The sequence below is a fragment of the Rhizobium sp. ARZ01 genome (assembly GCF_014851675.1).
Classification (GTDB): Bacteria; Pseudomonadota; Alphaproteobacteria; order Rhizobiales; family Rhizobiaceae; genus Mycoplana.
This window is the reverse complement of the sequence record NZ_JACVAE010000004.1, coordinates 160,161-182,166: the sequence shown is the minus strand read 5'-3', so window position 1 is coordinate 182,166 and position 22,006 is coordinate 160,161. Positions and strand designations below refer to the sequence as shown.

Genomic DNA, 22,006 nt, shown 5'->3' with positions numbered 1-22,006 from the left:
GCGCGGGATTTCGTTATTCGATTGCGGTCTTTCGCCGCCCTGCACGGGCGGACGCGGGCTGGATATTTTCGGTGGTCCGCGCCCCCCGACCGCGCAGCAGCATGCGCGCCGAGATCTGCGGCTCCGGCAGGCTGTCCTCTTCCAGCGAAGCGAACAGCCAGTCAATGAAAACCTTGACGATGGGAGCCGCGCGCACGTCTTGCCGGCAGGCGACATAGAACGCGTCATTCGCGGGAACCGACAGATCGAAGGGCACGACGAGTTCGCCACGGGCGATCAGGCTCGCCGCCGTAATCGTATCGCCTAGCGCAATCCCCTGGCCATGAAGGGCCGCCTCCGTCGAAAGGCGCGCATCGCTCATGAAATGCTGCGGGCCGCGCGGCAGGTGAACGGCATCAGCGGCGGCAAACCAGGTGTTCCACTCCCGCCCGTCCTGGTCGCCGTGCAAAAGGGTGTGTTCGGTAAGGTCTCGAATCGAGCGCAGAGGACGATTGTTGAGCAGGGTTGGGCTGGCGATCGGAAAGAGACGCAGATGGCGCCAAAGCCGGGTCCAGCAATCCGGTAGGTTCCCATCGCCGTAAAGGATGGACACATCCACATCGCGCGAAAACACCTGGGCCGGATCATTCGAGGCGACCAGGCTCAATTTGATGCCGGGATACTGATCGGTGAAGCGGTTCAACCGCGGGATGATCCAGAACGACAGCAGGGCCGGCACGCAGGTAATCGTCAGCGCACCGGTGGTCGCAGGGCGCTTCATCAACGCAGTCGCCGCCGCGATCCCGCCGAAAGCTTCGGTGACAGCCGGCAACAGCAATGCGCCCTGCGAGGTTAGCTTCAGGCGCTTGCCGCCGCGTTCGAACAGGACCGTGTTCAGCGACTCTTCCAGCGCCCGAATCTGGTGGCTGATGGCACCATGGGTGACATTGAGTTCACGCGCCGCCGCCGAAACCGAGCCTCGACGTGCCGCCGCTTCGAAGGCACGCAGCGGGTTGAGGGGCGGCAAGCGGTTCGACATGTGTGATCTTGAACAACCTGATGTGAATTTTTCTCACAGGAAACGCTATAACAATGTCAATTGATTTTCCAACCGTTTTGTTACGTAATGATAAAAACAAGGGCGAAGCCCGGGGGAGCAGAAATCTCTGACACATCGATATTGCCCAGCCCCCGTGCGCCCGATTCCGACGTAACATGAGGTGGAAAATGGCATTCGACGACACTAAGCTTCAGGCGCTCCGCGAGAAATTCGGAGAGGGACACGGCGGCGATATCTTCGATCCCGCCTTCCGGAAAGTCGCCGACAAGATTTTCTCCAAGACCGGTACCCGCCTTGCACCTTTCGCCGGTGTGCCGACCTTCCTTTCCGCGCCGCACATGCCGGTTGATGCCGAGAACCCGGACTTCGGCAACCTCCAGGTGGCAATCACGGGCGTGCCGATGGATCTCGGCGTGACGAACCGCAACGGCTCGCGCTTCGGACCGCGTGCAATGCGCACCATCGAACGCATCGGTCCGTACAACCACGTACTCGACTGCGCACCGGTGCAGGACCTGCGCGTCGCCGACATCGGCGACGTTCCGTTCCGCAGCCGCTACCGGCTGGAGATGAGCCACGAGGACATCGAGAAGCGCTTCAACCAGATCGTCGATGCGGGCGTGATCCCGCTCGCCGTCGGCGGCGACCATTCGATCACGCACCCGATCATGAAGGCCGTCGGCAAGAACAGGCCGGTCGGCATGATCCATATCGACGCCCATTGCGACACCGGCGGCTCCTTCGATGGCACCAAATTCCATCACGGCGGCCCGTTCCGCAATGCGGTCCTCGATGGCGTGCTTGACCCGACCCGCACGATCCAGATCGGTATTCGCGGCTCCTCCGAATATCTGTGGGAGTTCTCGTATGAATCCGGCATGACCGTGATCCATGCCGAGGAAGTCACCGGCATGGGCATCCCGGCGATCATCGAGAAGGCCAGAAAGATCGTCGGCGACGGCCCGACCTACCTCTCCTTCGACATCGACAGCCTCGACCCGAGTTTTGCACCGGGCACCGGCACGCCGGAGATCGGCGGCCTGACCACGCGCGAAGTGCTGGAGCTGCTCCGCGGCCTGAAGGGCGTCAATCTCGTCGGCGGCGATGTCGTCGAAGTGGCCCCGCAATACGATGCCACGACGAACACCGCTCATGCCGGCGCACAGGTGCTGTTTGAAATCCTCAGCCTGATGGTATTCAGCCCTTCCGTCTCGGCAAAGGCTTGACATACAATAAAAAGTGGGAACACGCCGGTGCGGGAAAACTTCCGCCCGGCAGAAACTGGAGAAAGACAATGAAAGACATTCTCAACGCAAACGTGAGCCGCCGCGGCGTGCTCGGCGCCGGCGTGGCCGGCGCATCACTGCTGGCGATGCCCTCGATCCTGCGTGCGCAGGAAAAGTCGCTGAAAGTCGGCGTTTATGGCGGCTACTTCAAGGATTCGTTCGACAAGAACATCTTCCCTGAATTCACCAAGGCGACCGGCATCGCGGTCGAATCGATCGCTGAACCGACCGGCGAAGCCTGGCTCGTCCAGCTCGAGCAGGCGGCAAGAGCAGGCCAGGCCCCGGCCGACGTTTCAATGATGTCGCAGGTGGCGATGCTGAAGGGCCAGGCGACCGAGCTCTGGGCGCCGCTCGATACGGCCAAGATCAAGAACGCCGGCAACCTGATCGACCGCTTCGTCAACAAGTATCCGGATGGCCGCATCGCCGGCATCGGGGCGGTGGCCTGGTACATCACGCTCGTCACCAACACCAACGTTTACAAGGAAGCGCCGACCTCCTGGCAAGCGCTGTGGGATCCGGCGAATGCCGACAAGCTCGGCCTGCTCGCGCTCGTCTCCAACTCGTTCTTGCTTGAAGTAACGGCCAAGACCTTCATGGGCGGCACCAACGCGCTCGACACCGAAGAGGGGATCCTCAAGGCATTCGAGAAGCTTGCCGAGGTGAAGCCGAACGTGGCGCTCTGGTACCGCGACGAGGCGCAGTTCGAACAGGCGCTGAAATCGGGCGAAATCCCGATGGGTCAGTACTACCATGACGTCACCGGCCTTGCCGCCGCCGACGGTCATCCGGTCCGCTCCACCTTCCCGAAGGAAGGCGGCATCCAGGATTCGGGTTGCTGGGCGCTGTCCCGCGCCTCGCAGAAGGTCGAGGAAGCACACATCTTCATCGACTACATGTGCCAGCCGGCCATCCAGGCCACGCTGTCACGCAAGGTGGGCACGGCACCAACGGTCAAACGCGAACTGCTCGACCTGAACGAGAAGGAATTCGCCGCAGTATCCTCGGACATCGAGCCGATCATCCCGCGCTACGACATGTACCAGACCAAGTCCGACTGGCTGAACCAGAAGTGGACGGAGCTGATCGTCGGTTGACGGATCGCTGCTCGTTTTAGGCTGGCATGCTTTGCAGGTGGGGCGCATCCGGTGCCCGGACGAACGCCCCACCTGCTCCCGGTTCATCCCCCCTTCAGGGGGCGAGGCAGACAGGAGGTGTTGCAACAGGCGATTGGCGGAAACTGCCCGCCGGCCCTGCTTAAATTGCACACCGACTTCCGCAGCAATGCGGCAATCCGATCTGCCCCTTGAGCGAATGCGACTGGGCAGATAGAGGGGACGGCAACCCCGACCACATCAATAGCTCGGAGACACAATGTCCGGACTGGCACTTCAGAATGTCACCAAGGAATTCGGCAGCTTCACCGCGGTGAAGAATGTCAACCTGACCGTTCCGCACGGGACTTTTGTTTGCCTGCTCGGTCCCTCCGGCTGCGGCAAGACCACACTCATGCGCATGATAGCCGGCCTCGACCTGCCGACCGATGGCGCGATCCGGCTCGACGACGCAGACATTACGCGCGTTCCGACACACAAACGCGATCTCGGCATGGTGTTCCAGTCGCTGGCGCTCTTTCCGCACCTGACGGTCGGCGAGAACATCGCCTATTCGTTGCGCATTCGCGGCGTACCCAAGGAAGGCCAGGTCAAGCGCGTCAATGAACTGCTGGCGATGATCCATCTGTCCGGCTACGCGGACCGGCCGGTATCGAAGCTTTCCGGGGGGCAGCGCCAGCGTGTCGCGATCGCCCGTGCCCTTGCCATCTCGCCGAAGCTCTTTCTGCTCGACGAGCCGCTCTCAGCGCTTGATGCGAAATTGCGCGAGGCCATGCAGGTGGAACTGCGCCAGTTGCAGCAGCGCCTTGGCATCACCACCATCGTCGTCACCCACGACCAGCGCGAGGCGATGACCATGGCCGACACCGTCGTGGTGATGAACAGCGGCGAGATCCGCCAGGCAGCGCCGCCGGTGGAAATCTACCGCCGCCCGGCCGATACCTTCGTCGCCGACTTTATCGGCATGACCAATCTGATCGACTTCTCCGCCGACAAGTCCGGCCGCGCCCATGTGCTCGGTACACTGATCGAGGGCCTCTCCGTTCCCGGCGGCCTCTCGAAGGGCATACTATCGGTGCGCCCGGAGGACGTTCACCTCACGGCACCAGGCCATGGCGCGATCAGCGGCAAGGTCACCTTTGTGCGTGACCTCGGCGGCACGATCGAGACTTTCGTGGAAGCCGGCGGCAAGCAGATCGTCGCCGTTTCCATGCCACACGCTCGACCAGACGTGCATGTCGGCCAGGATGTCGGCATCAAGCTCTCGCCCGACGCCTGCGTGGTGTTGAAGTCATGAGACGCGAAGCGCCGCAAAAACTCGCCGATTACGGCCCGCTCTTCTTCCCCGCCGCGATGCTGACGGTCTTTTTCGTGGTTCCGTTTGCGACAATGATCGCCGTCTCGTTCTTCAAGCGCGATCCGGCCGGTTTCTATTCCACGGCCTTCGTCTTCGACAACTACGCCCGCTTCCTCAGCCTGTTCTTCGGCAAGGTGCTCGGCTTCTCGCTCTTCCTCGCGATTGCCGTCGCGATCTGCTGCGTGCTGATCGCAGTGCCGTTCACCTATCTGCTCTCGCGCGCGAAGCGTCGAACGCAGGTCCTGTGGCTCGTCGCACTGCTATCCGTGCTCTCCCTTTCCGAAGTCATCATCGGCTTTGCCTGGTCGACGCTGTTTTCGCGCACCGCCGGCATCACCAACCTCTTCGTCGCGATCGGGTTGATGAGCGAACCGGTAGCGCTGAACCCAAGCTTTGGCGCGGTGCTGACGGCGATGGTCTACCAGGCATTGCCCTACACTGTTCTCGTCCTCTATCCCGCCATCGTTCGCCTCGATCCAACACTGACCGAGGCCGCACGCACGCTCGGTGCCTCGCCGATCAGGTCCTTCTTCACCGTCGTCGTGCCGGCCCTGCGCAACACGATCGTCGCCACGCTGATCATGGTCTTCATCTTCGCGCTCGGCTCCTATCTGCTGCCCCAGATCCTCGGTCGGCCGCAGCACTGGACCCTTTCAGTACTAATCACCGACCAGGCGATCTACCAGTCGAACATGCCGTTCGCGGCGGCCATGGCGGTGTTCCTCGTGCTCGTCACGCTCGGCCTCGTCGGCCTGACGCTCTTTGCCGGACGCAAGGGAGAAGCCGTATGACCTCGTTTCTCCCGCGCCTCTACCTCGGCCTCGTCGGGCTGTTCCTCTCCCTGCCGTTGATTGTCGTCGCCGGCGTCTCGGTTAACCAGAAGCAGACGCTCGCCTTTCCCCCGCAGGGCTTCTCGCTCTCCTGGTACGGCGAGGTTTTCACGAACCCCGAATGGCGTAGCGCGCTGTTTGCCTCGGTAACGCTGGCAGCGCTCTCGGCAGCACTGGCGCTAGCGATCGCGCTCCCACTCTCCTGGTTCCTATGGCGCCGCCATGCCCCCTGGGCGAACATCTTTCAGCTGCTGGGCATCGCGCCATTCACGCTACCGCCGGTCATTACCGCGCTCGGCATGCTCACTTTCTGGGCGACAACCGGCTTCTACGGCCAGCCGTGGACGGCAGTGATCAGCCACGCGATCTTCTTCGTTACCCTGCCGCTGGTGACGCTGTCGCTTGGCTTCTCCTCGATCGACCGTTCACTGGTCGAGGCGGCCGCGACAATGGGGGCCGACGATCGCACCGTATTCCGCACCGTGGTCCTGCCGCTGATCCTGCCTTATCTCGTCTCCGGGTATGCGTTCGCTTTCGTACTCTCTCTGAACGAATACATCGTCGCCTACATGACGATCGGCTTCACCATGGAAACGCTGCCGATCAAGATCTTCAACGCGCTGCGCTACGGCTACACGCCAACCATGGCGTCGGTGACGATTCTCTTCGTTTCGATCGCCGCCCTGATCTTCGGCCTCGTCGCTCGCTTCGGCGACCTGCCGAAGCTGCTCGGCGCGATGTCGAACAACGAGAAGTAGCAGCAGTGCGGAGAGCGCTCTGGCGATCCTGTCTGCCGGGGTTTGCAGCACCGCGTCATTCCGGAAGCCCGGCCAGGCGATACCCTTCGAGAAAATGCCGCCGCAGGTCGTCGTCCCGGAAGGGCTGGCTGTCGGCCCACTGGCGGATCGTAAACTTGGGATTGCCCATCATGAACAGATCCGCCTCCCAGCACGCCTCGTCCAGGCGGCCAAGTTGCGCAAGGCTCGCCGCCAGCAGGCGGCGCGAGGGCGTGCGGTAGGTTTCGGGCCGGCGCAACGTCTGAACTGCCGCTTCGTAGTCACCGTTTGCATACTGCGCTTGCCCCAGTTGCCAGAAGTACCAGCCGGGCGGATGCGGATTGAGCCGGAGAGCCTTCCGGACAAATTCGATGCCCACAGCGGGCTGCCCGCCGAGTGTCGCCAGATCCGAACGCATCGCCCAAGCGTCCGCATGATTCGGATCCAATTCGAGGGCTGCATCGAATTCCATGTCCGCCTCGTCCCACAGATGCTCGTGACCGAGGATGAAGCCCAACACCCACCGATTCCCGGCATCGTTGGGATCGAGCGTTACCGCCCGCCGCGCTTCGGCCAGGGATCGTGCTCGATTGGGTGCCATCGGCTCACCCCAGAATTCCCAACCCAACCACAGGTTCAGCGCCAACCATCGGTGCGCCTCCGCATAGTCTGGATCGAGCACGATCGCCCGCTCCAGCAGGAAAACCGCTTCTTTCGCGGCAATTGCAGTCTGCATGGTCAAGGACCGCGCCCGAACACAGAGTTCATACGCTGCCAGATTTGCCGGCCGGTTACGGGTCGGCGGGAGCAACAAGCGCCCCGCCAGCGCCTCGACGATCTTGCTGCACACCTCGTCCTGCACGGCAAAGATATCCTCAAGGCCCCGGTCGAACCGCTCGGCCCAGAGATGATCGCCCTGGATCGCATCGATCAGTTGGGCGTTTATGCGAACCCGCCCGCCCGCCCGACGAACGTTGCCTTCCAGCAGGTAGCGCACGCCGAGTTCACGAGCGATGCGGCGCACGTCCTCATGCCTGCCCTTGTAGGCAAAGGCCGAGTGACTGGCGATGACGAACAGCCCGCCGCTTCTTGAAAGGTCGGTAATCAGGTCCTGCGTCAGGCCATCGACAAACGGCTCCTGCTCGGCGTCATTGCTCAAGTTCGCGAAAGGCAGGACCGCAATAGCCGGCCGGGCGGGCAGGGGCAGGAACGCCTTTTCCGACCCGCGCGCCTCCCGATGTGTCAATGATCCAAGGCGGTAGACAAGCACCGGCTCGGAGACATTCTTGACCGTCCGCGGGCCGAGTTCGTCGAATGGGAGAGGAAGCTTGCGCTTGATCTGCTCGTAGACGCTACCGGAGACACAGATGTCACCCGGGTTCGCCATGGCCTGAAGCCGCACCGCGAGGATGACGCCGTCACCGAATATGTCATCGCCTTCGACGACGACATCTCCCAGGCTGATCCCGATCCGCAGGACGACACGGCGGTCCTCGGCAAGATCCTGATTGGCGCCCGCCATGCCCTTCTGGACGTCAACGGCGCAGGTCACGGCGTTCACCGCACTGGCGAATTCGACCAGCACGCCGTCTCCCATCAGCTTGACAATTCGGCCATGGTGCTCCGAAAGCAGCGGCTCCAGTATGCCCTGCCGCAGGGCTCTCAATGCTGCGAGGGTTGCAGCTTCATCCGCCTCGATGAGGCGCGCGTAGCCGACCACGTCGGCGGCCATGATGGCTGTCAGTCGTCGTTCGACCTCAGACGGCATCAACGATCTCCAGCGATGCACCCTGGAATGCGTCATTGACGGTGATGCAGAATAATACGCCCGCTGTGACGCGTCGACGATCCCAAACCGCGTGGCAGTCGCATTGATGATCCTTTGATGCATATAACTCAGCGCATACGAAGATCGACCTTGCACATTTCCGCCGCACATTCACAGAATAGACCAGACAACAATGATGGCAGCCCGCTGCCCCGAAGGATATCAAATGAAGATCGCAGCCTTGCAGATGCACGCGGCCAGAGGTGAAGTCGAGGCCAATCTCGCTCGCATTGCAGGGGCGGCAAGGGAAGCTGCCGACCACGGCGCCAAGCTTCTGATCGCACCCGAGCTTGCTGTCACGGGGTACGGAGCAGGGGAGGAGTTCCCGGTCCTCGCTTCGCCGGCCGAGGGCGAAGTCGCCAAGCGGCTCGCAGCCATCGCCCGCGACAACGGCCTTGCCATTGTCGCCGGCTTCGTGGAGAAGGACGGCGACCTTACCTACAACAGCGCGCTCTTCTCCGATGGCATCGGCACCGACGCGGTCTACCGCAAATCCCATCTCTACGGCGACTATGAGCGCCAGTGGTTCCGCTCCGAGACGCCGTCGTCGGTACTCGTCAACCTCGGCGGCCTGAAGCTCGGCATGCTGATCTGCTACGACGTGGAGTTTCCGGAAAATGTCCGCCGGCTGGCGCAGGCCGGCGCCGACCTCGTGGTGGTACCGACCGCTCTGCCGAAGGGCGCATCCGGCTCCTTCATCGCCGACAAGATGATCCAGGTACGCGCCTTCGAGAACCAGGTCTTTGTCGCCTACGTCAACCATTGCGGCGAGGACGGCCGCTTCACCTATGCCGGCCTCTCTCGCATCGCCGCCCCGGATGGCCGTTTGCTGGCGGATGCTCCCGCTGAAGGGGAGGCGCTCCTAATAGCCGAGATCGACCCGAGTGATTTCGCCTCTTCTCGGACGGAAAATACCTATCTCGCCGATCTTGCCCGACAGACCTGATCCGTCGAAGCTTTGGTCGCGCTCTCGGCACGAGAAACGACGGCACTGGCGTGGCTGAACCGCAGACTTGCCCACAACAAGGCTGAGCATGAAGGATTGCCGGGTGCATCGGCACCCGGGCAACGATAAGGCGACTGCCGTCAGTCTTGCACGATCTCCCACTCGTCGTTCGGGTTGAACGTGCGTATCTTCTCGGCGATCTCCGGTGTGTTCTCGCCGAGATCGGCCTCATAGATGGTGCCGTTCTTGTTGACCAAAAAGGTCTTCACACCGGTAATGCCGTATCTAACCGGCCAGGCAACCAGGCCGTATCCGGCGATCATGTTACCATTGATGATGTAGTCAAATTTCCCCCCGGCGATGTTGTCGCCCTGGCCGGTGAGAATGCGATAGCGATAACCGTTGTAACCAAGACCTGCCTTTGCCCTTTCGAAGGCGTCGCCATCCGCAAGCGCGGGTCCGGCCGGGCTCTCCTTGCTGTCGCCTTGCTCGGCCGGCCAGTAGAGCCCGTCGTGTTGCCCCTCGCTGCTGATCAACTTTTGCGCATGTTCCAGAACCCCGTCTCCGTCACGGTCTTCGGAAGCATACTCTTCTTGCGCATCGACATAGGCCTTTATCGTGTCGATCGTTGAAATCTCGTTTTCCCCGACGCGGCGATCGGCGATTTCCTCAAGCCCGGCACGGGTATCGAAGGCCCATTTGCCGTTCTCCTCGACGAGTGGGAATGGAAGCGGCCAGAGGATGTTTCCGATTTCCAGTATCTTGTCGCCACCCTGATCTTCGATCTCCACCTTCTCCTTAACGCCCGCCTGAATATCGGCGAAGGTGTCCATTGCGCCATCGCTTGCCCTTGCCTTTGCCGCATCGAGCCCCAAAAGCGCGGCGAGCTTGTCGAAGTCGCTATTGTTGACCGCCGACTCGAAGGCTTCGACCGCCTGCTCGGGCGTATCGAACTCCGGCGGATTTTCCGCCGACATAAATTCCTCCAGCGGGGTTTCCTCCTGCGCCCAGGCAAGGGGGCCAACGAGTACGGTTCCAGCCAGAACGATCGCGCCTGCAACCGAAAGGGCGATCCTATCACGAGCATTTCTCAACATCTTCGTCTCCTGATCGCCACTGTTCAACGACGCCCGCCGCGACCGCCACCACCACGCGAAGGCCGCGCGTGTCCACCGCCGCCGCGACGACCGCCACTCATCGACTGCGGTCTGCGATGGCCTCCACCGCTCATGGACTGCCGCCCGCGATTGGAGGACATCTGCGTATGCCGCTTGCTGCTGACGTTGCCGATTGCCGAGTTCTTGCCCGAGCGTTTCTGCACCTGTCCCCCGGGCCTTGGCTTGTTGACTTTGCGGTTGACGTTCTTCCCCTTGGCACTGGCAGCCCTGTTGCCAGCACTCGCGCGGTTGGCCACATTTCCACCATCCCGCCGCGCAGCCGCAGCCTGACCGGCCTTACCGCGATCAATATTACTCCTGTCTATGTTGCCCGCCCGCTCACGTGCGCGTTGGGCATCAACCTTGCTCTTGCGGACGTCATCGACCGACACCTTGCCCGCCCGGTTGGCCAGGGTTTCGCCGCCGTTGCGCCGGACGTCCTTTGCGCGGTTGGCGATATTGTTTTCACGGTTCGCCTTGAAGTCGTTCTTGAATTTGTCGCGGTCGATGTTGGCGAACTGGTTCTTGTCGAAATTGATCTTGGAGCGATCAATGTTCTTCCAATCGACGTCGTTCATCTTGAACTTGTCGCGGTCGATGTTGATGTCGTTGAAGCACTTGTCGCAGTCGATGTCGACGTCGCCACCCCAATTGCCACCCCATACACCCCAGTCATCCCAATCGACCGCAGCAGCCCAGATCGCGGCACCGGTGATTGCGGCTGCGAAGTAAGGTGCCGATGGGTAGTAGTAGTTTGGATAGGGGTCGTCGTAATAGGTTATCGGTGCCACCGCGTAGCCCGGCTCATAAAGCATTTCCGGCGGATACTGGGGCACATAGATCTTTTCCGGATTTGCCGGCTGGATCACGATGTTATCGCCTTGGTTGACCACCGTCACTTTGTCGTCGGTCTTGATGGCGCCATCTGCGACCGCCTTGTCCCGCAGATCCTGGATCGCCATCAGCACGTCCTTCTGCTGGTAGGCAAGCGCGCTGCCGAGCGACTGGGTCCATTCCAGATCCTCGCTCATCATCTTCACGATGTCGGGGTAGTTAAGCAGCGAAATCACGCTGTCGTCCCAACTATCCTTCGGCTGCAGATCCTTGTTCTTCTGCTTCTGCTCGAGAAAACGCTCCGCCTCGACGATCTGTAGTGGATAAAGAGAGGCTGAAGAGATCAGCGCCACGAGCTCATCTGGGTAGAGAGCGATGCGAGCGACCAGCACCTCCAGCTCATCATCGGTCAGGAGGTCGGGCTGTTCGCCGGCAGTATCGGTCGAACCTGTAGCGGCGGCCGTCTGCTGCTGGCCGCGAGCCGGACTTGCCAGCGGAACCGACAAGCCCACCACAAGGCACAGCCCAGTGGCAAACGTGAAATGCAATTTACTCGAAAACCTGTAGATACCCATAACAAGCAGCCCCTTTGTTTCGGCGATGCGTCGTCAAGCACTTCAGTATCGTAGATATGTTGCGAGCATGCGGGCTCGCGGGCTTCAATCGCTTTCGTCCATCAAGCTTGCCCCGGATCGATGGCAAACTGGCGATGCTGCCGGCCAATCCAGACAACGGTAAGTTTCTATAGGGACCGATGCCTCGCAACCATTATTCCCCTTTTTTTGCCGGAAGAACAACCGCTTTTTGTTTTCAGCACAGATAGATGGCCCCACCCGCGCCGCATGGCCGGACGCACGCTTGATCGGGTCGAGGCGCGCATGGTATTTTAGATTTACCGCATGTGTTTGACCGGCGCTGGGGCGGAGGTTGAGCGGTGAGATTTTCGGCAGCTTCCGTCGTCGCCTGTCTCCTCGGCACGACGTCCGTCATTGCAGGCCCGTTGCACGATGCGGCAAGGAGTGGGAACACTGTGCTCGTCGCCCAGTTGCTTGATACGGGCGCCGCCGTATCCCAGCCGGACGACGCAGGCGAGCCGCCGCTCCTGATCGCAGCACTTGCAGGAAAGCCAGAAGTCGTCACGCTCCTGCTCGACAAGGGATCCGACATTGAGATCCGAAACAAGGGCGGGCTGACAGCTTTGCACGCGGGCGCCTATGGCGGAAATATCGAGGTCGTCAAATTGCTCGTCTCACGCGGCGCCGACGTCAACGACGTCAAGAATTTCTACCACATGTCGCCGTTGCATGCGGCGGCCGAGGAGGGCCATGCTGAGATCGTGGCTTTCCTCATCGCCAACAAGGCGGACATCGAGGCCAAGGAAAGAAATGGCTACTCACCGCTCACCCAGGCCGGATGGCGGTCCCACTGGGATGCGGCCGACCTGCTCTTGAAAGCCGGCGCCACCTGCCAGAAGGCAGAACTGGTGGGCGATTGGCTCTACAGCGAGTGCAGCAAGCGGCAGTAAGGTCGTCGCACTTGCAGAATGACGGAGGCATTGCATGTACAGAAAGTGGATGGGCGGTGCCGTCGGCATCGCAGCAGGTATCGTTCTTTTCGCGGGGACGGTCCAAGGTCAAGCGCCGAATGAAGTGAACACCGGCTACTTCGGTGACGTGGCGATCAAGGGCTACGATCCGGTTGCCTATTTCACCCAGAATGGCGCGGTGCCGGGCAAGCCCGAATTCACCTACCGGTGGCTGGGCGCAACCTGGCAGTTTGCCAGTTCCGGCAACCGCGACCTCTTCATCCAGGATCCGGCGAAGTATGCGCCCCAGTATGGTGGCTACTGCGCCGATGGCGTTTCCTTCGGCACGGTCACGACCAACATCGACCCCAAGGCCTGGCGCATAATCGAGGGCAAGCTGTACCTCTCTTATGATCCGGGTGCTGCAGACGGTTTCGAGAAGAACCCAAACAAGCTTCCCGATTCGAAGAAGCACTGGTCCGAAGTGCAGAACACTCTGGAATCGGAGAAAGTTGGCAAGGACTGGCAACAGGCATCGCGTTGACGCCCAAAGCGAATTGCCGACCACAGCCGTGCACGGGGCGATCTCTTTACGGCACGAGCGAGAAGTATTTCAACACCTGGGGTGTGACGTGGACATAGTCCGTCCCAGGGTGCTTTTCCTTGTCGGTGTTTCGAAAGATATCGCCGCACACCATGCGGTCTAGGAAATAGCCGGGGAATTGTTCGCACAGCCGGCCGTCTTCCAGCTTCACCGTTCCGGTTATGCTGGTGTTGGCGCTCCGATAGGCGGTGTTGCCGGCAGCGTCGAAAAATTGAAAAAATTCGGTCCCGTTGCGGTGACGCCCCTGCCAGGTTTTGTCGTCGACGAGTTCGTGTAGCTGCGTGGGATCAAGTTTGTCTTCCGGCTTGCCTTCGAAACCGAAGGGCCACTGTGGCACGCCGGCGGCTTTCAAGTTTTCCAGATGATAGGCGACGCCATCCGGACGCCAGTAGTCGTAGAGATAGCCGTAATAGGCGAGGTTGGCCTCGGGAAAAAGTGAGCGCAGCGCCTCAACCTGTTCAGCCGCGGCCGATTTGTTGCCCTCAGAGACATAGGCGGCTGCCAGGAATTCACGAGCATGTTCGGAATTGGGCAGAGCATCCCTTGCAGCCTTGAGCAACGGGATCGCCTTGCCGTTATCCCGCGCCGCGTAGAGAACAACGCCTGCCAGCAACCGGAAGTTCTCCGGCGGTGACGGGTCAAGCCTGAGCGCGCGATCGATGTTTGCAATCGCCTTTTCACGGTCGCCGGCGTGGGCGAGCACAAGGGCAAGATTGGCGTAAGCCTCCGGGTCGTTCGGCTGCGCATCGACGGCACGCTCCGCCGATTCCAGCGCTTCCCGGGGGTGACCATCGACAAGTTGCAGCAATGCCAGGACGGACTGCGCACGCGCATTGCCCGGATCGAGCTTTAGCGCCTCGCCCGCCGCGTCATAGGCAATCTTCCGCGCCACCGCTGCCGACCAGATATAGTTGTAATCGTTCCGCCAAATGTCGACCGCCGCGCGTGCGATCCCGGCATGGGCGTCGGCGAATTGTGGATCAAGGTCGATCGCTTTCTGATAGAAGGAAAGCGCCTCGCGATAGCTCTCCACATCGTTGAATGCCACGCCAATGCGTTCGGCCCGCATGTAGTTGTCATATGCCTCGAGATTCTCGGTGGGAATGCGAGCAAGCCGTTCCCGCTCGCCCTCACTCAGGCTTATCTCCAGGGCCGAAGCGATCTTGCCGATTACATCGTCCTGCACCGCAAACAGGTCGGTAAACTGCCGGTCGTAGCGCTCCGCCCATAGCGACAGGCCCGACATCGCATCGATCAGTTTGACATTGATGCGAAGCTGCAAGCCGGCCCGCTGCAGCGTACCCTCCAGCACGTAGTGCACACCCAGTTCGTTTGCCACGTCCTGGAAATTGCCGGCTGTTTCTCCGAGCGAAATGACGGAGTGGCGAGCGATGACAAACAAACCCGACACCTTTGAGAGTTCGGTGATGAGATCGTCAGTCAGGCCTTGCGCCAGATGATCCTGGGCCTTGTCACCGGTTACGTTGATGAATGGCAGGACCGCGACCGAAGGCTTGTCTGGGATCGGGTAGGCGATCGGAGCCGGAGAGAGGAGTGGCGTCCAGGGCTGCCACCATGCAAGCCCACCGGCGACCAACGCCAGCAGCGCGACTGCGCAGGCCACCAGCAACCGACGTCGGCGCCGGCGCCTTACCGCAGGCGGCGCCCGACTTGAGGCCGAACCAGCAACCAGGTAGACGCGCACGGGTTCATCGACATTCCTTACCCACTGCAGCCCCAGATCAACAAAGCCGACCGCGACCTTGCCCTTCACTTGCTCGTAGGTACTGGCGGAGATCGCGATGCCTCCGGGTTCGGCAAGCGACTGCAGCCGGTCGGCGATGTTAACCCCGCCGCCATGGATATCGTCTCCCTCGACGATTACATCACCAAGATTGATGCCGATGCGGAAATCGAGGCGCAGATCACGCGGCACATCCCGATCACGCTCGCGCTTGGCCTGTTGAATGGCAAGCGCGCAACGCAGCGCGTCGACCACGCTGCGAAACTCACCCAGTATCCCGTCGCCCATAGTCTTGACCAGACGACCGTGGTGTTCTTCAAACCGGGGCTGGAAAACCTCCGCGAGGTCTCGCTGAAAACAAGCGCGCGTTCCCTCTTCGTCTCGCTGGCTCAGGCGGCTGTAACCGGCGACGTCGGCGATCATGACGGCGGCAAGATGGCGCTCCATACGCGGTTTCCCGGCGAATGCGACAGTCGGCCTATGCTACAGCAGGTCGGACGCCGGAGCCATGCATCCGCCGCCCACGACAATCAAAGAACCGAAGCGCTCACTGGGGGAACAGGAAGGTAACCGCGAGACGGAAGCCCAGCCCCTCCGGGCCGCTGTCCGGGGCGTCCGCCCAGTAACGAACACCCGCCGTGAAACTGACCGGCTGCTTGTCGAACTTCACCAGCTTTGCGATCATGAGGTTGACCGGCACGGACCACTGATCATCTTCCCAATCATAGGTCGACTCGGTGTTGAGCGTAAACGTCCAAGCGTCATGGGTCGTGTACGACAGGAACGGCTGCAGGAAGGTCGAATTCACGTCGGGCCGATCGTCCACGCCGGCAAAAGACCAGATATGGTTGGCGAGCATGCCGTAGGTCCAGGGGCCTTCCTGCTTCAAGGCGACGCCGGTCGGACCGGCGCCCCACTTGCCGCTACCGGTCAATTCGTCCGTCGCGGTCGGGATCAGGAAGGCCGGCCCAAGTCCCCAGATGAGGCCTCCCGGCCCTGGCTGCTTGGGCGAGAAGAACAGGCTCTGCGTAATGTCACCGAGACCGAACTGGCTACCGGACGGACCGGCGATATCGTTCTGCCAGATAACCGGCATGATCGTGCGCGAGATGATATTCCAGTCTTGGTTGATCGAAAACGGAATGACCGGCTGGATGTTGAGCGTCTCGCGGTGTCCGTCCTCAGGGCCGAAACCGCGATCGTAGTTGAACTGGAATGGCACGCTGATCATGGAAGCCACGGGGTTCGAAAGCTTCTTTGCCAAATCTGCGCTAGACTCTTGAGCCGACGCTGATCCCGCCAGAACACCGAATGCCCCGAGCAGCGCACCAGCTCGCATCATTTCGCTTGCCATGCTCGCCACCCCTGGTGCGAATCGTCCATAGGACAAGCGTGCCGCCAGTCCCCGACATTGGCAAGCTCAAGTTGCGAACGGCACCGAAGGTGCCTTACTGGGCGCCGAACAGGCCGACGAGCCAGTAGGTCAGCGCCGACACGAGCGCCGCGGCCGGCAGGGTCACGAACCAGGCAAAGACGATGTTACCGGCAATCCCCCAGCGCACCGCCGAGACCCGGCGGGCCGCGCCGACGCCGATAATGGCGCCGGTGATCGTGTGGGTGGTCGAGACCGGAATGCCGAGCCAGGTGGCACCGAAGAGGGTGATCGCGCCACCGGTCTCAGCACAAAAGCCCTGCATCGGATTGAGGCGGGTGATCTTCGAACCCATCGTATGCACGATGCGCCAACCGCCAAAGAGCGTTCCGAGCGCGATTGCCGCCTGGCAGGTGATGACGACCCAGAACGGCACGTAGAACTCTGAGCCGAGGTAGCCCTGCGAAAAGAGCAGCACGGCGATGATGCCCATCGTCTTCTGCGCGTCGTTGCCACCGTGACCAAGCGAATAGAGCGACGCGGAGAGAAACTGCATGCCACGGAACGTCTTGTCGACGGCGAACGGCGTCTGGCGCACGCAAAGCCATGAAACCAGAAGAACCAGCATCAGCGCCAGGAAGAAGCCGATCGCGGGCGAGAGAAAAATGGCGCCAACCGTTTTTGCCAGGCCCCAGACGACGATCGCCTCACCACCAGTCTTGGCGAGACCCGCGCCGACGAGCCCGCCGATCAGCGCGTGCGACGAGCTCGACGGAATGCCAAACAGCCAGGTGACGACGTTCCAGAAAATGGCCCCGATCAGGGCGGAGAAGATAACGGCCGGCGTAATGATCGCCGGATCGATGATCCCCTTGCCTATCGTCTCTGCCACATGCAGGCCGAAGAAGAGGAAGGCGATGAAGTTGAAGAAGGCCGCCCACATTACCGCATACTGCGGCCTGAGCACCCGCGTCGAGACGATAGTGGCGATCGAATTCGCAGCGTCGTGCAAGCCGTTCAGGAAATCGAACAGCAGCGCGATGCCGATGAGCGCCATCAGCAGCGGAAAGGCGAGGGTGGCCTCCATCAGACGTTCTCGATCACGATGCCGCTGATCTCGTTCGCCACGTCCTCGAAGCGATCGACGACCTTCTCGAGCTGGCCGTAGAGTTCGCTGCCGATCATGTAGGCCATCGGATTGGAGGCGCCGTGGCGGCGGAACAGGTCCTTCAGCCCCGCTTCATGCAGTTCGTCGGCCCGCCCCTCAATGCGCATCACCTCCTCGGCGATCGCATGGAGGCGGGTGATGTTGGCACCGATCTTGTGCAACAGCGGAACGGCTTCGGCGACGAGGTGGGCGGCTCGGACGATGATCGTCCCCATCTCCTGCATGCCCGGGTCGAAGCTCGTCTGCTCGAACAGGCGGATCGTCTTGACGGTCTTGTGCATCATGTCGATCGCGTCGTCGAGCGACTGGATCAGGTCCTTGATGTCGCCACGATCGAAAGGCGTGATGAAGCTCTTGCGGACGGCAAGCAGCACCTCGGCGGTGATATGGTCCGCCTTGTCTTCCAGTTCGACGATCCGGTTGCAGTGCTGCTCGATGTCCGGTCCGCCGGCAAGCACCTTCTGAAGCGCTTCTGCGCCGCCGACGACCGTCCGCGAATGCGCGTCGAAAAGGTCAAAGAACCGGTCTTCCCGGGGCATCAGGGCACGAAACCAACTCAGCACGATCGTTTTCCCGTATATGACAGTTTTGCGACAGCACATAGAGCAGCAAAGCCGGCATGGAAAGACGGCGGGGGCTGGAAAACCGCGCAATTTCCCCACCGATTGCGCAAAAGTCCCCAATTTTCCGCGCCCATTGTCGTGCTGCAGCGTGTTTCGACTGATCAAAGGCTGATCAATGCGATGCCTACGACAGCCAGGATCGTCCCGCCCCATGCCAATGCAGAGGGTACTTTACCCGTCCACAATCAGACCATGGGCAGGATCAGAACCGGCGTCAGGGAGGACAGTGTCGAGACGATACCGACATTGCCATGGACCAATGCCGCCATGAGCAGCGACATGTGGGAGGCATAACGCGCCGATGTGACGGGCCCCCTTCCGGAACGGTCAGCTTGGAAGCCCGAACGCTTCCTCCAACGCCTCCCAGGACTCGTCCATGGCGAAGGCGGGCGACAGAAAGGGGATGCCGACGTGACCAAAGCGGATCGAAAGCTGCTTTTCGGCGGTCTCCTCGTCAATACATGGGTTTTGGTGCATCGCGCAGAAGCTCTTCGACGATCGCGACAGAATTGAAATGCGCGCGGCCGCCTTTTCGAAATAGCTGACCGGCTGGTCGATGTCCCAGGTGCAGGCCATCTGCGTGGCCGCCAGCATCACTTCCCGCAGGGTGGATTTCCTTCGATCGCGCGCGTCATGCGCAGCTAGCTTTGCTCGTCCCCTCATCCACCTGCCGGCACCTTCTCCCCGTGAACGGGGAGAAGGGACAAGCTGCAACGCCGCTATTCCCCTCTCCCCGCTTGCGGGGAGAGGGTCAGTGTGAGGGACAATATTACCAAGTGCGTGCTCACGCCTGATACGTGATCCGCCCGTCGCAGATTGTCGTGACGGGCCGCACCGCGGCGAGATCCTTCAATGGTGTGCGTTCGACATCGCCGGAAAGCACGACGACATCGGCGAGGTAGCCTTCCTTCAGCACCCCCTTGCGGTCTTCCATGAACTCGACCCAGGCGCTCGTCTTCGTATAGGCCTCGAGCGTCTCCTGGAGCGTCAGCCGCTGGTCGGCAATGTCGTCATTCCAAACCTTGCGCGTCATGGCGTCATAAATGCAGCTCATCGGATCGAGCGGCGAGACCGGCCAGTCGGTAGCAAAGACGATCTTCGCCCCTGCATCGACGAGCGTGCGCCAGGCGAACGCATAGGGCCAGCGCTCTTCGCCTATGTAGGACAGATACGGCTCCAACGGCAGTCCGGCATTGCCGGGCGGATGGGTCGGCTGCATGGAGGCGACTGTGCCGGTTTCGGCGAAGCGCTTGATATCGTCGGGGTGAACCACTTCGATATGCTCGATGCGGTTGCGGCTATCCCGCTTGCCGTTTGCCTTGATCGCTGCCTCATACCCGTTGAGAACCATGCGCACGGCGCCGTCGCCGATTGCGTGCACGGCGACCGGCAAACCGAGCTTGTCAGCCATGGTGGCAATGCTGTCGAAATGTTCCTGGGTGAAGAGCGGATCACCCTTCCAGCCAGGCTGGTGCTTGTAGTCGTCGACGAAAACGGCCGTGCCGGACTCGGTCACCCCGTCCATGAACATCTTCACGAAGTCGCAACGCAGCTTGTCGGTGTCGAAGCGCGCACGCCAGGCCGCCGCCTTGTCCTCCAGATCGGAAAGCGGCATGAAATTCTTCATGTGGAAGGGCATGCGCACGCGCACCGTAAGACCGTCGGTCTTCTCGATCTCATCCAGCATTTCCAACTGATAGAGGCTCCCGTCCATGTTCTGGAGCGAGGTGATACCGAGCGACGCGCAATAGGCGAGGCCACGCTTGATGACGGCGATATCCCTGGCGCGCTCCTCTGGCGTCACGTGTTCCGGATCGCCGCCAGTGCCGACGCCGAGCATTTCCCGCCCGCCCGTCTCGCTCAGTGCTGCGACCGGCCGCATCGCGTCGGATTCGCGAAGCTCACCATTGGCAAGCCCGTCATCGCCCATAACGATCTCGTTGCCGACGCCGACGTCGCCGCCCTTCAGGATCCCCGCCTTCTCCAGTGCCGCCGTGTTCGCCCAGGCGGTATGACGATCCGGCGCTACCATCATGAAAGGCCGGTCCGAAATGATCCGGTCGAGATGGTGGCGGGTTACCCGCTCGGTCTCTGACAGAATGGTGTAGTCGGCATACTGCGCCTCGAGCAGTGGCAGATCCGGATTAGCGGCCACATAGGCACGCACCTTCTCCTGAAGTGCCCCAAAGCCCTTGACACCGAAGAGGGAGAGCTGGGTTAGGCCGACCGAACCACCGAAGATATGCATGTGCGCTTCGTTGAAGCCGGGCAGCACAGTGCCGCCCTTGGCATCGATCACATGGGTGTCCGGGCCGGAAAAGGCGTCGATCTGCGCTTCGGAGCCGACCGCCAGGATGCGGTTGCCCGAGATTGCAATTGCCTCAGCCGTCGGCTTGGCTTCGTCCATCGTTACGATCCGCGCATTGCGGATAATGTAACTTGCTTCTTTCTGCATGATGTTCCCTCGGTCGTTTTTTTGCCGGCAATCCGCCCTTGGTGAGCGGATTACCGGCGCAGTGTTTGGCGGCGAGCCCCCTCCGGCGCCGCCGCAAATCTCAGAGTGTCATGGCGCTGATCGTCCGGTAGAAGGCAAAGATGTCCTGCTTCAGCTCGTCATCCAGCGGATTCGGCTGTGAGGACTGCTTGACGATGACGGTCTTCGTGCTCGGGTCGACGTAGAGCCACTGGCCGTGGATGCCGATCGCGCAGTAGGCGCCGTCGGCCTCGCCCGACTGGTACCATTGGCTACGGTAACGGCCGTTCGGCAGCATGGTGTTGAGACCTGCTACCCATGCCTCGTGGTCACCCTTGGTCGTCATGTCGGCGATCCAGGCTTCCGGCACGACTTGCCGCCCATTGACCGCACCACCTGTGCGCAGCAATTCGCCAACGCGGGCAAGATCGCGAGCGGTCATGCAGATGCCGCCGGCGCAACGCGGCGTGCCGATGGCGTCGACGGTGACGTAGGCGTCGTTCTTCGCCCCCATTGGCTGCCAGAGTAGTTCCGACATGAGATCGGAGAAGCGTCTCCCCGTCACCCGCTCGATAATGACGCCGAGGAGGTCGGAATTGGGTGATGCGTAGAAGAAGGGGCCTCCGTGAGCGCGGGCCGCCTTGGGCAGCGTCATCAGGAACGAGGCGAGCGTTTCGCTCTTCGCACCGGGTTCCGGCGGGTTCCACAACGTGGAGCGGCGATAGCGTGCAAAGGCTCCATGCGGATCAAGATAGGCTTCTTCGAAATCGAGGCTGACGCGCATGTCGAGAACGTCACGATAGCTGCAGGTACCATAGGCACTGCCGCCCGCCTCCGGCAGGTAATGGGTAACCAGCCGGTTGGGATCAAGCACACCTTGGGATTCCAAGATTCCCGAGACGATCGCCGTCATTGACTTCGAGACGGAGAAGATGACGTGCTTGGCGTTCACGTCCGCATGCGAGGCATAGTATTCCGCTGCAATGCGACCGTCGCGCAGAACGACGAAACCGTCCGTATGCGCGTAGTCGAGGAATTCCTTGACGGTCGAGGCGCCCTCGATGCCGGTCTCAATCCGCGTGGAAAGGAAACCTTCCGAAGCGATCGCTTGTTCGGGATCCGGGCGGGACGCGCGGATCTCGGCGGTCGGCACGAGATCGCGAACATTTTGGAAGGCCCAGCGGCTGAAGGGCGCGGTACGCCAGTTGGCAAGCGTTACGTCGGAACGGGCAAACCCGTTCTGGTCTTTGAATGTCGGGGGCATCGCATCACTCGACCGCAATGTCGGGCTGGCAGCCTGCGCTACAGCGGTCGTCCTTGCTGGTCGCG

At 61.4% G+C, this 22,006-nt stretch carries 19 protein-coding genes; 8 read left to right on the top strand and 11 right to left on the bottom strand.

The annotated features are described in order from the left end of the window. Positions 1–13 precede the first annotated feature (13 nt). Positions 14–1,018 (bottom strand): LysR substrate-binding domain-containing protein, encoded by a 1,005-nt coding sequence (locus IB238_RS21055; RefSeq protein WP_192251712.1) that lies wholly within the window; start codon positions 1,016–1,018, stop codon positions 14–16. Between the two features lie 188 nt (positions 1,019–1,206). Here IB238_RS21055 and speB point away from each other — a divergent pair, with 188 nt between their 5' ends. The 5 genes from speB (at position 1,207) to IB238_RS21030 (ending at position 6,385) form a co-directional block, all read left to right on the top strand. Then, positions 1,207–2,265, top strand: a complete 1,059-nt coding sequence (gene speB / locus IB238_RS21050) for an agmatinase (protein ID WP_192251709.1) — start codon at positions 1,207–1,209, stop codon at positions 2,263–2,265. A 77-nt stretch (positions 2,266–2,342) separates the two neighbouring features. Further along, a complete protein-coding gene (locus IB238_RS21045; RefSeq protein WP_192252456.1) occupies positions 2,343–3,422 on the top strand; it encodes an ABC transporter substrate-binding protein in 1,080 nt (359 codons plus the stop codon). A 277-nt stretch (positions 3,423–3,699) separates the two neighbouring features. Beyond that, the gene (locus IB238_RS21040) at positions 3,700–4,737 is read left to right on the top strand and encodes an ABC transporter ATP-binding protein (protein ID WP_192251705.1); all 1,038 of its coding nucleotides are present in this window, start codon (positions 3,700–3,702) and stop codon (positions 4,735–4,737) included. Further along, positions 4,734–5,588 (top strand): ABC transporter permease, encoded by an 855-nt coding sequence (locus tag IB238_RS21035; protein WP_192251702.1) that lies wholly within the window; start codon positions 4,734–4,736, stop codon positions 5,586–5,588. The genes IB238_RS21040 and IB238_RS21035 overlap by 4 nt, the downstream gene beginning before the upstream one ends. Further along, positions 5,585–6,385 (top strand): ABC transporter permease, encoded by an 801-nt coding sequence (locus IB238_RS21030; RefSeq protein WP_192251699.1) that lies wholly within the window; start codon positions 5,585–5,587, stop codon positions 6,383–6,385. The genes IB238_RS21035 and IB238_RS21030 overlap by 4 nt, the downstream gene beginning before the upstream one ends. Positions 6,386–6,440: 55 nt before the next feature. Here the strand turns inward: IB238_RS21030 and IB238_RS21025 are convergent, their stop codons facing one another. Further along, the gene (locus IB238_RS21025) at positions 6,441–8,171 is read right to left on the bottom strand and encodes an adenylate/guanylate cyclase domain-containing protein (protein ID WP_192251696.1); all 1,731 of its coding nucleotides are present in this window, start codon (positions 8,169–8,171) and stop codon (positions 6,441–6,443) included. A 226-nt stretch (positions 8,172–8,397) separates the two neighbouring features. On the opposite strand from IB238_RS21025, the gene IB238_RS21020 reads away from it, so the two are divergent. Beyond that, on the top strand, positions 8,398–9,177 hold the full coding sequence (locus IB238_RS21020; RefSeq protein WP_192251693.1) for a carbon-nitrogen hydrolase family protein: 780 nt from the start codon (positions 8,398–8,400) through the stop codon (positions 9,175–9,177). Positions 9,178–9,317: 140 nt separating this feature from the next. Here IB238_RS21020 and IB238_RS21015 read toward each other — a convergent pair whose 3' ends face one another. Then, positions 9,318–10,274 (bottom strand): DUF2950 family protein, encoded by a 957-nt coding sequence (locus IB238_RS21015; RefSeq protein ID WP_192251691.1) that lies wholly within the window; start codon positions 10,272–10,274, stop codon positions 9,318–9,320. A 23-nt stretch (positions 10,275–10,297) separates the two neighbouring features. Next, positions 10,298–11,743, bottom strand: coding sequence for a DUF3300 domain-containing protein (locus IB238_RS21010; RefSeq protein WP_192251688.1), 1,446 nt, complete (start codon positions 11,741–11,743; stop codon positions 10,298–10,300). A gap of 359 nt (positions 11,744–12,102) precedes the next feature. On the opposite strand from IB238_RS21010, the gene IB238_RS21005 reads away from it, so the two are divergent. Continuing rightward, positions 12,103–12,693 (top strand): ankyrin repeat domain-containing protein, encoded by a 591-nt coding sequence (locus IB238_RS21005; RefSeq protein WP_348648277.1) that lies wholly within the window; start codon positions 12,103–12,105, stop codon positions 12,691–12,693. A 34-nt stretch (positions 12,694–12,727) separates the two neighbouring features. After that, a complete protein-coding gene (locus IB238_RS21000; RefSeq protein WP_192251685.1) occupies positions 12,728–13,237 on the top strand; it encodes a YHS domain-containing (seleno)protein in 510 nt (169 codons plus the stop codon). A gap of 46 nt (positions 13,238–13,283) precedes the next feature. On the opposite strand, the gene IB238_RS20995 is transcribed toward IB238_RS21000, so the two are convergent. The 7 genes from IB238_RS20995 to IB238_RS20965 form a co-directional block, all read right to left on the bottom strand. Then, positions 13,284–15,488, bottom strand: a complete 2,205-nt coding sequence (locus IB238_RS20995; protein ID WP_192251682.1) for an adenylate/guanylate cyclase domain-containing protein — start codon at positions 15,486–15,488, stop codon at positions 13,284–13,286. Positions 15,489–15,588: 100 nt separating this feature from the next. Next, positions 15,589–16,383, bottom strand: a complete 795-nt coding sequence (locus IB238_RS20990; protein ID WP_192252450.1) for a transporter — start codon at positions 16,381–16,383, stop codon at positions 15,589–15,591. 106 nt (positions 16,384–16,489) lie between these two features. Then, positions 16,490–17,500: an inorganic phosphate transporter gene (locus IB238_RS20985; protein WP_192251679.1), complete on the bottom strand. Its 1,011-nt coding sequence runs from the start codon at positions 17,498–17,500 to the stop codon at positions 16,490–16,492. Continuing rightward, entirely contained in the window at positions 17,500–18,144 is a 645-nt protein-coding gene (locus tag IB238_RS20980; protein ID WP_192251675.1) for a DUF47 domain-containing protein, read from the bottom strand. Before IB238_RS20980 ends, IB238_RS20985 begins: the two co-directional genes overlap by 1 nt. A gap of 387 nt (positions 18,145–18,531) precedes the next feature. Further along, the gene (locus IB238_RS20975) at positions 18,532–18,867 is read right to left on the bottom strand and encodes a hypothetical protein (RefSeq protein WP_192252554.1); all 336 of its coding nucleotides are present in this window, start codon (positions 18,865–18,867) and stop codon (positions 18,532–18,534) included. Positions 18,868–18,988: 121 nt separating this feature from the next. Beyond that, a complete protein-coding gene (locus IB238_RS20970) occupies positions 18,989–20,659 on the bottom strand; it encodes an amidohydrolase (protein ID WP_192251672.1) in 1,671 nt (556 codons plus the stop codon). A gap of 100 nt (positions 20,660–20,759) precedes the next feature. Continuing rightward, positions 20,760–21,941 (bottom strand): serine hydrolase, encoded by a 1,182-nt coding sequence (locus tag IB238_RS20965; protein ID WP_192251669.1) that lies wholly within the window; start codon positions 21,939–21,941, stop codon positions 20,760–20,762. Positions 21,942–22,006: the final 65 nt, after the last annotated feature.

What these genes read in the sequence shown, in the direction of transcription:
- IB238_RS21055 (WP_192251712.1), bottom strand. Translation starts at nt 1,018, where the DNA reads ATGTCGAACCGCTTGCCGCCCCTCAACCCGCTGCGTGCCTTCGAAGCG.
- speB (WP_192251709.1), top strand. Translation starts at nt 1,207, where the DNA reads ATGGCATTCGACGACACTAAGCTTCAGGCGCTCCGCGAGAAATTCGGA.
- IB238_RS21040 (WP_192251705.1), top strand. Translation starts at nt 3,700, where the DNA reads ATGTCCGGACTGGCACTTCAGAATGTCACCAAGGAATTCGGCAGCTTC.
- IB238_RS21035 (WP_192251702.1), top strand. Translation starts at nt 4,734, where the DNA reads ATGAGACGCGAAGCGCCGCAAAAACTCGCCGATTACGGCCCGCTCTTC.
- IB238_RS21030 (WP_192251699.1), top strand. Translation starts at nt 5,585, where the DNA reads ATGACCTCGTTTCTCCCGCGCCTCTACCTCGGCCTCGTCGGGCTGTTC.
- IB238_RS21025 (WP_192251696.1), bottom strand. Translation starts at nt 8,171, where the DNA reads ATGCCGTCTGAGGTCGAACGACGACTGACAGCCATCATGGCCGCCGAC.
- IB238_RS21020 (WP_192251693.1), top strand. Translation starts at nt 8,398, where the DNA reads ATGAAGATCGCAGCCTTGCAGATGCACGCGGCCAGAGGTGAAGTCGAG.
- IB238_RS21015 (WP_192251691.1), bottom strand. Translation starts at nt 10,274, where the DNA reads ATGTTGAGAAATGCTCGTGATAGGATCGCCCTTTCGGTTGCAGGCGCG.
- IB238_RS21010 (WP_192251688.1), bottom strand. Translation starts at nt 11,743, where the DNA reads ATGGGTATCTACAGGTTTTCGAGTAAATTGCATTTCACGTTTGCCACT.
- IB238_RS21000 (WP_192251685.1), top strand. Translation starts at nt 12,728, where the DNA reads ATGTACAGAAAGTGGATGGGCGGTGCCGTCGGCATCGCAGCAGGTATC.
- IB238_RS20995 (WP_192251682.1), bottom strand. Translation starts at nt 15,488, where the DNA reads ATGGAGCGCCATCTTGCCGCCGTCATGATCGCCGACGTCGCCGGTTAC.
- IB238_RS20990 (WP_192252450.1), bottom strand. Translation starts at nt 16,383, where the DNA reads ATGATGCGAGCTGGTGCGCTGCTCGGGGCATTCGGTGTTCTGGCGGGA.
- IB238_RS20985 (WP_192251679.1), bottom strand. Translation starts at nt 17,500, where the DNA reads ATGGAGGCCACCCTCGCCTTTCCGCTGCTGATGGCGCTCATCGGCATC.
- IB238_RS20975 (WP_192252554.1), bottom strand. Translation starts at nt 18,867, where the DNA reads ATGAGGGGACGAGCAAAGCTAGCTGCGCATGACGCGCGCGATCGAAGG.
- IB238_RS20970 (WP_192251672.1), bottom strand. Translation starts at nt 20,659, where the DNA reads ATGCAGAAAGAAGCAAGTTACATTATCCGCAATGCGCGGATCGTAACG.
- IB238_RS20965 (WP_192251669.1), bottom strand. Translation starts at nt 21,941, where the DNA reads ATGCCCCCGACATTCAAAGACCAGAACGGGTTTGCCCGTTCCGACGTA.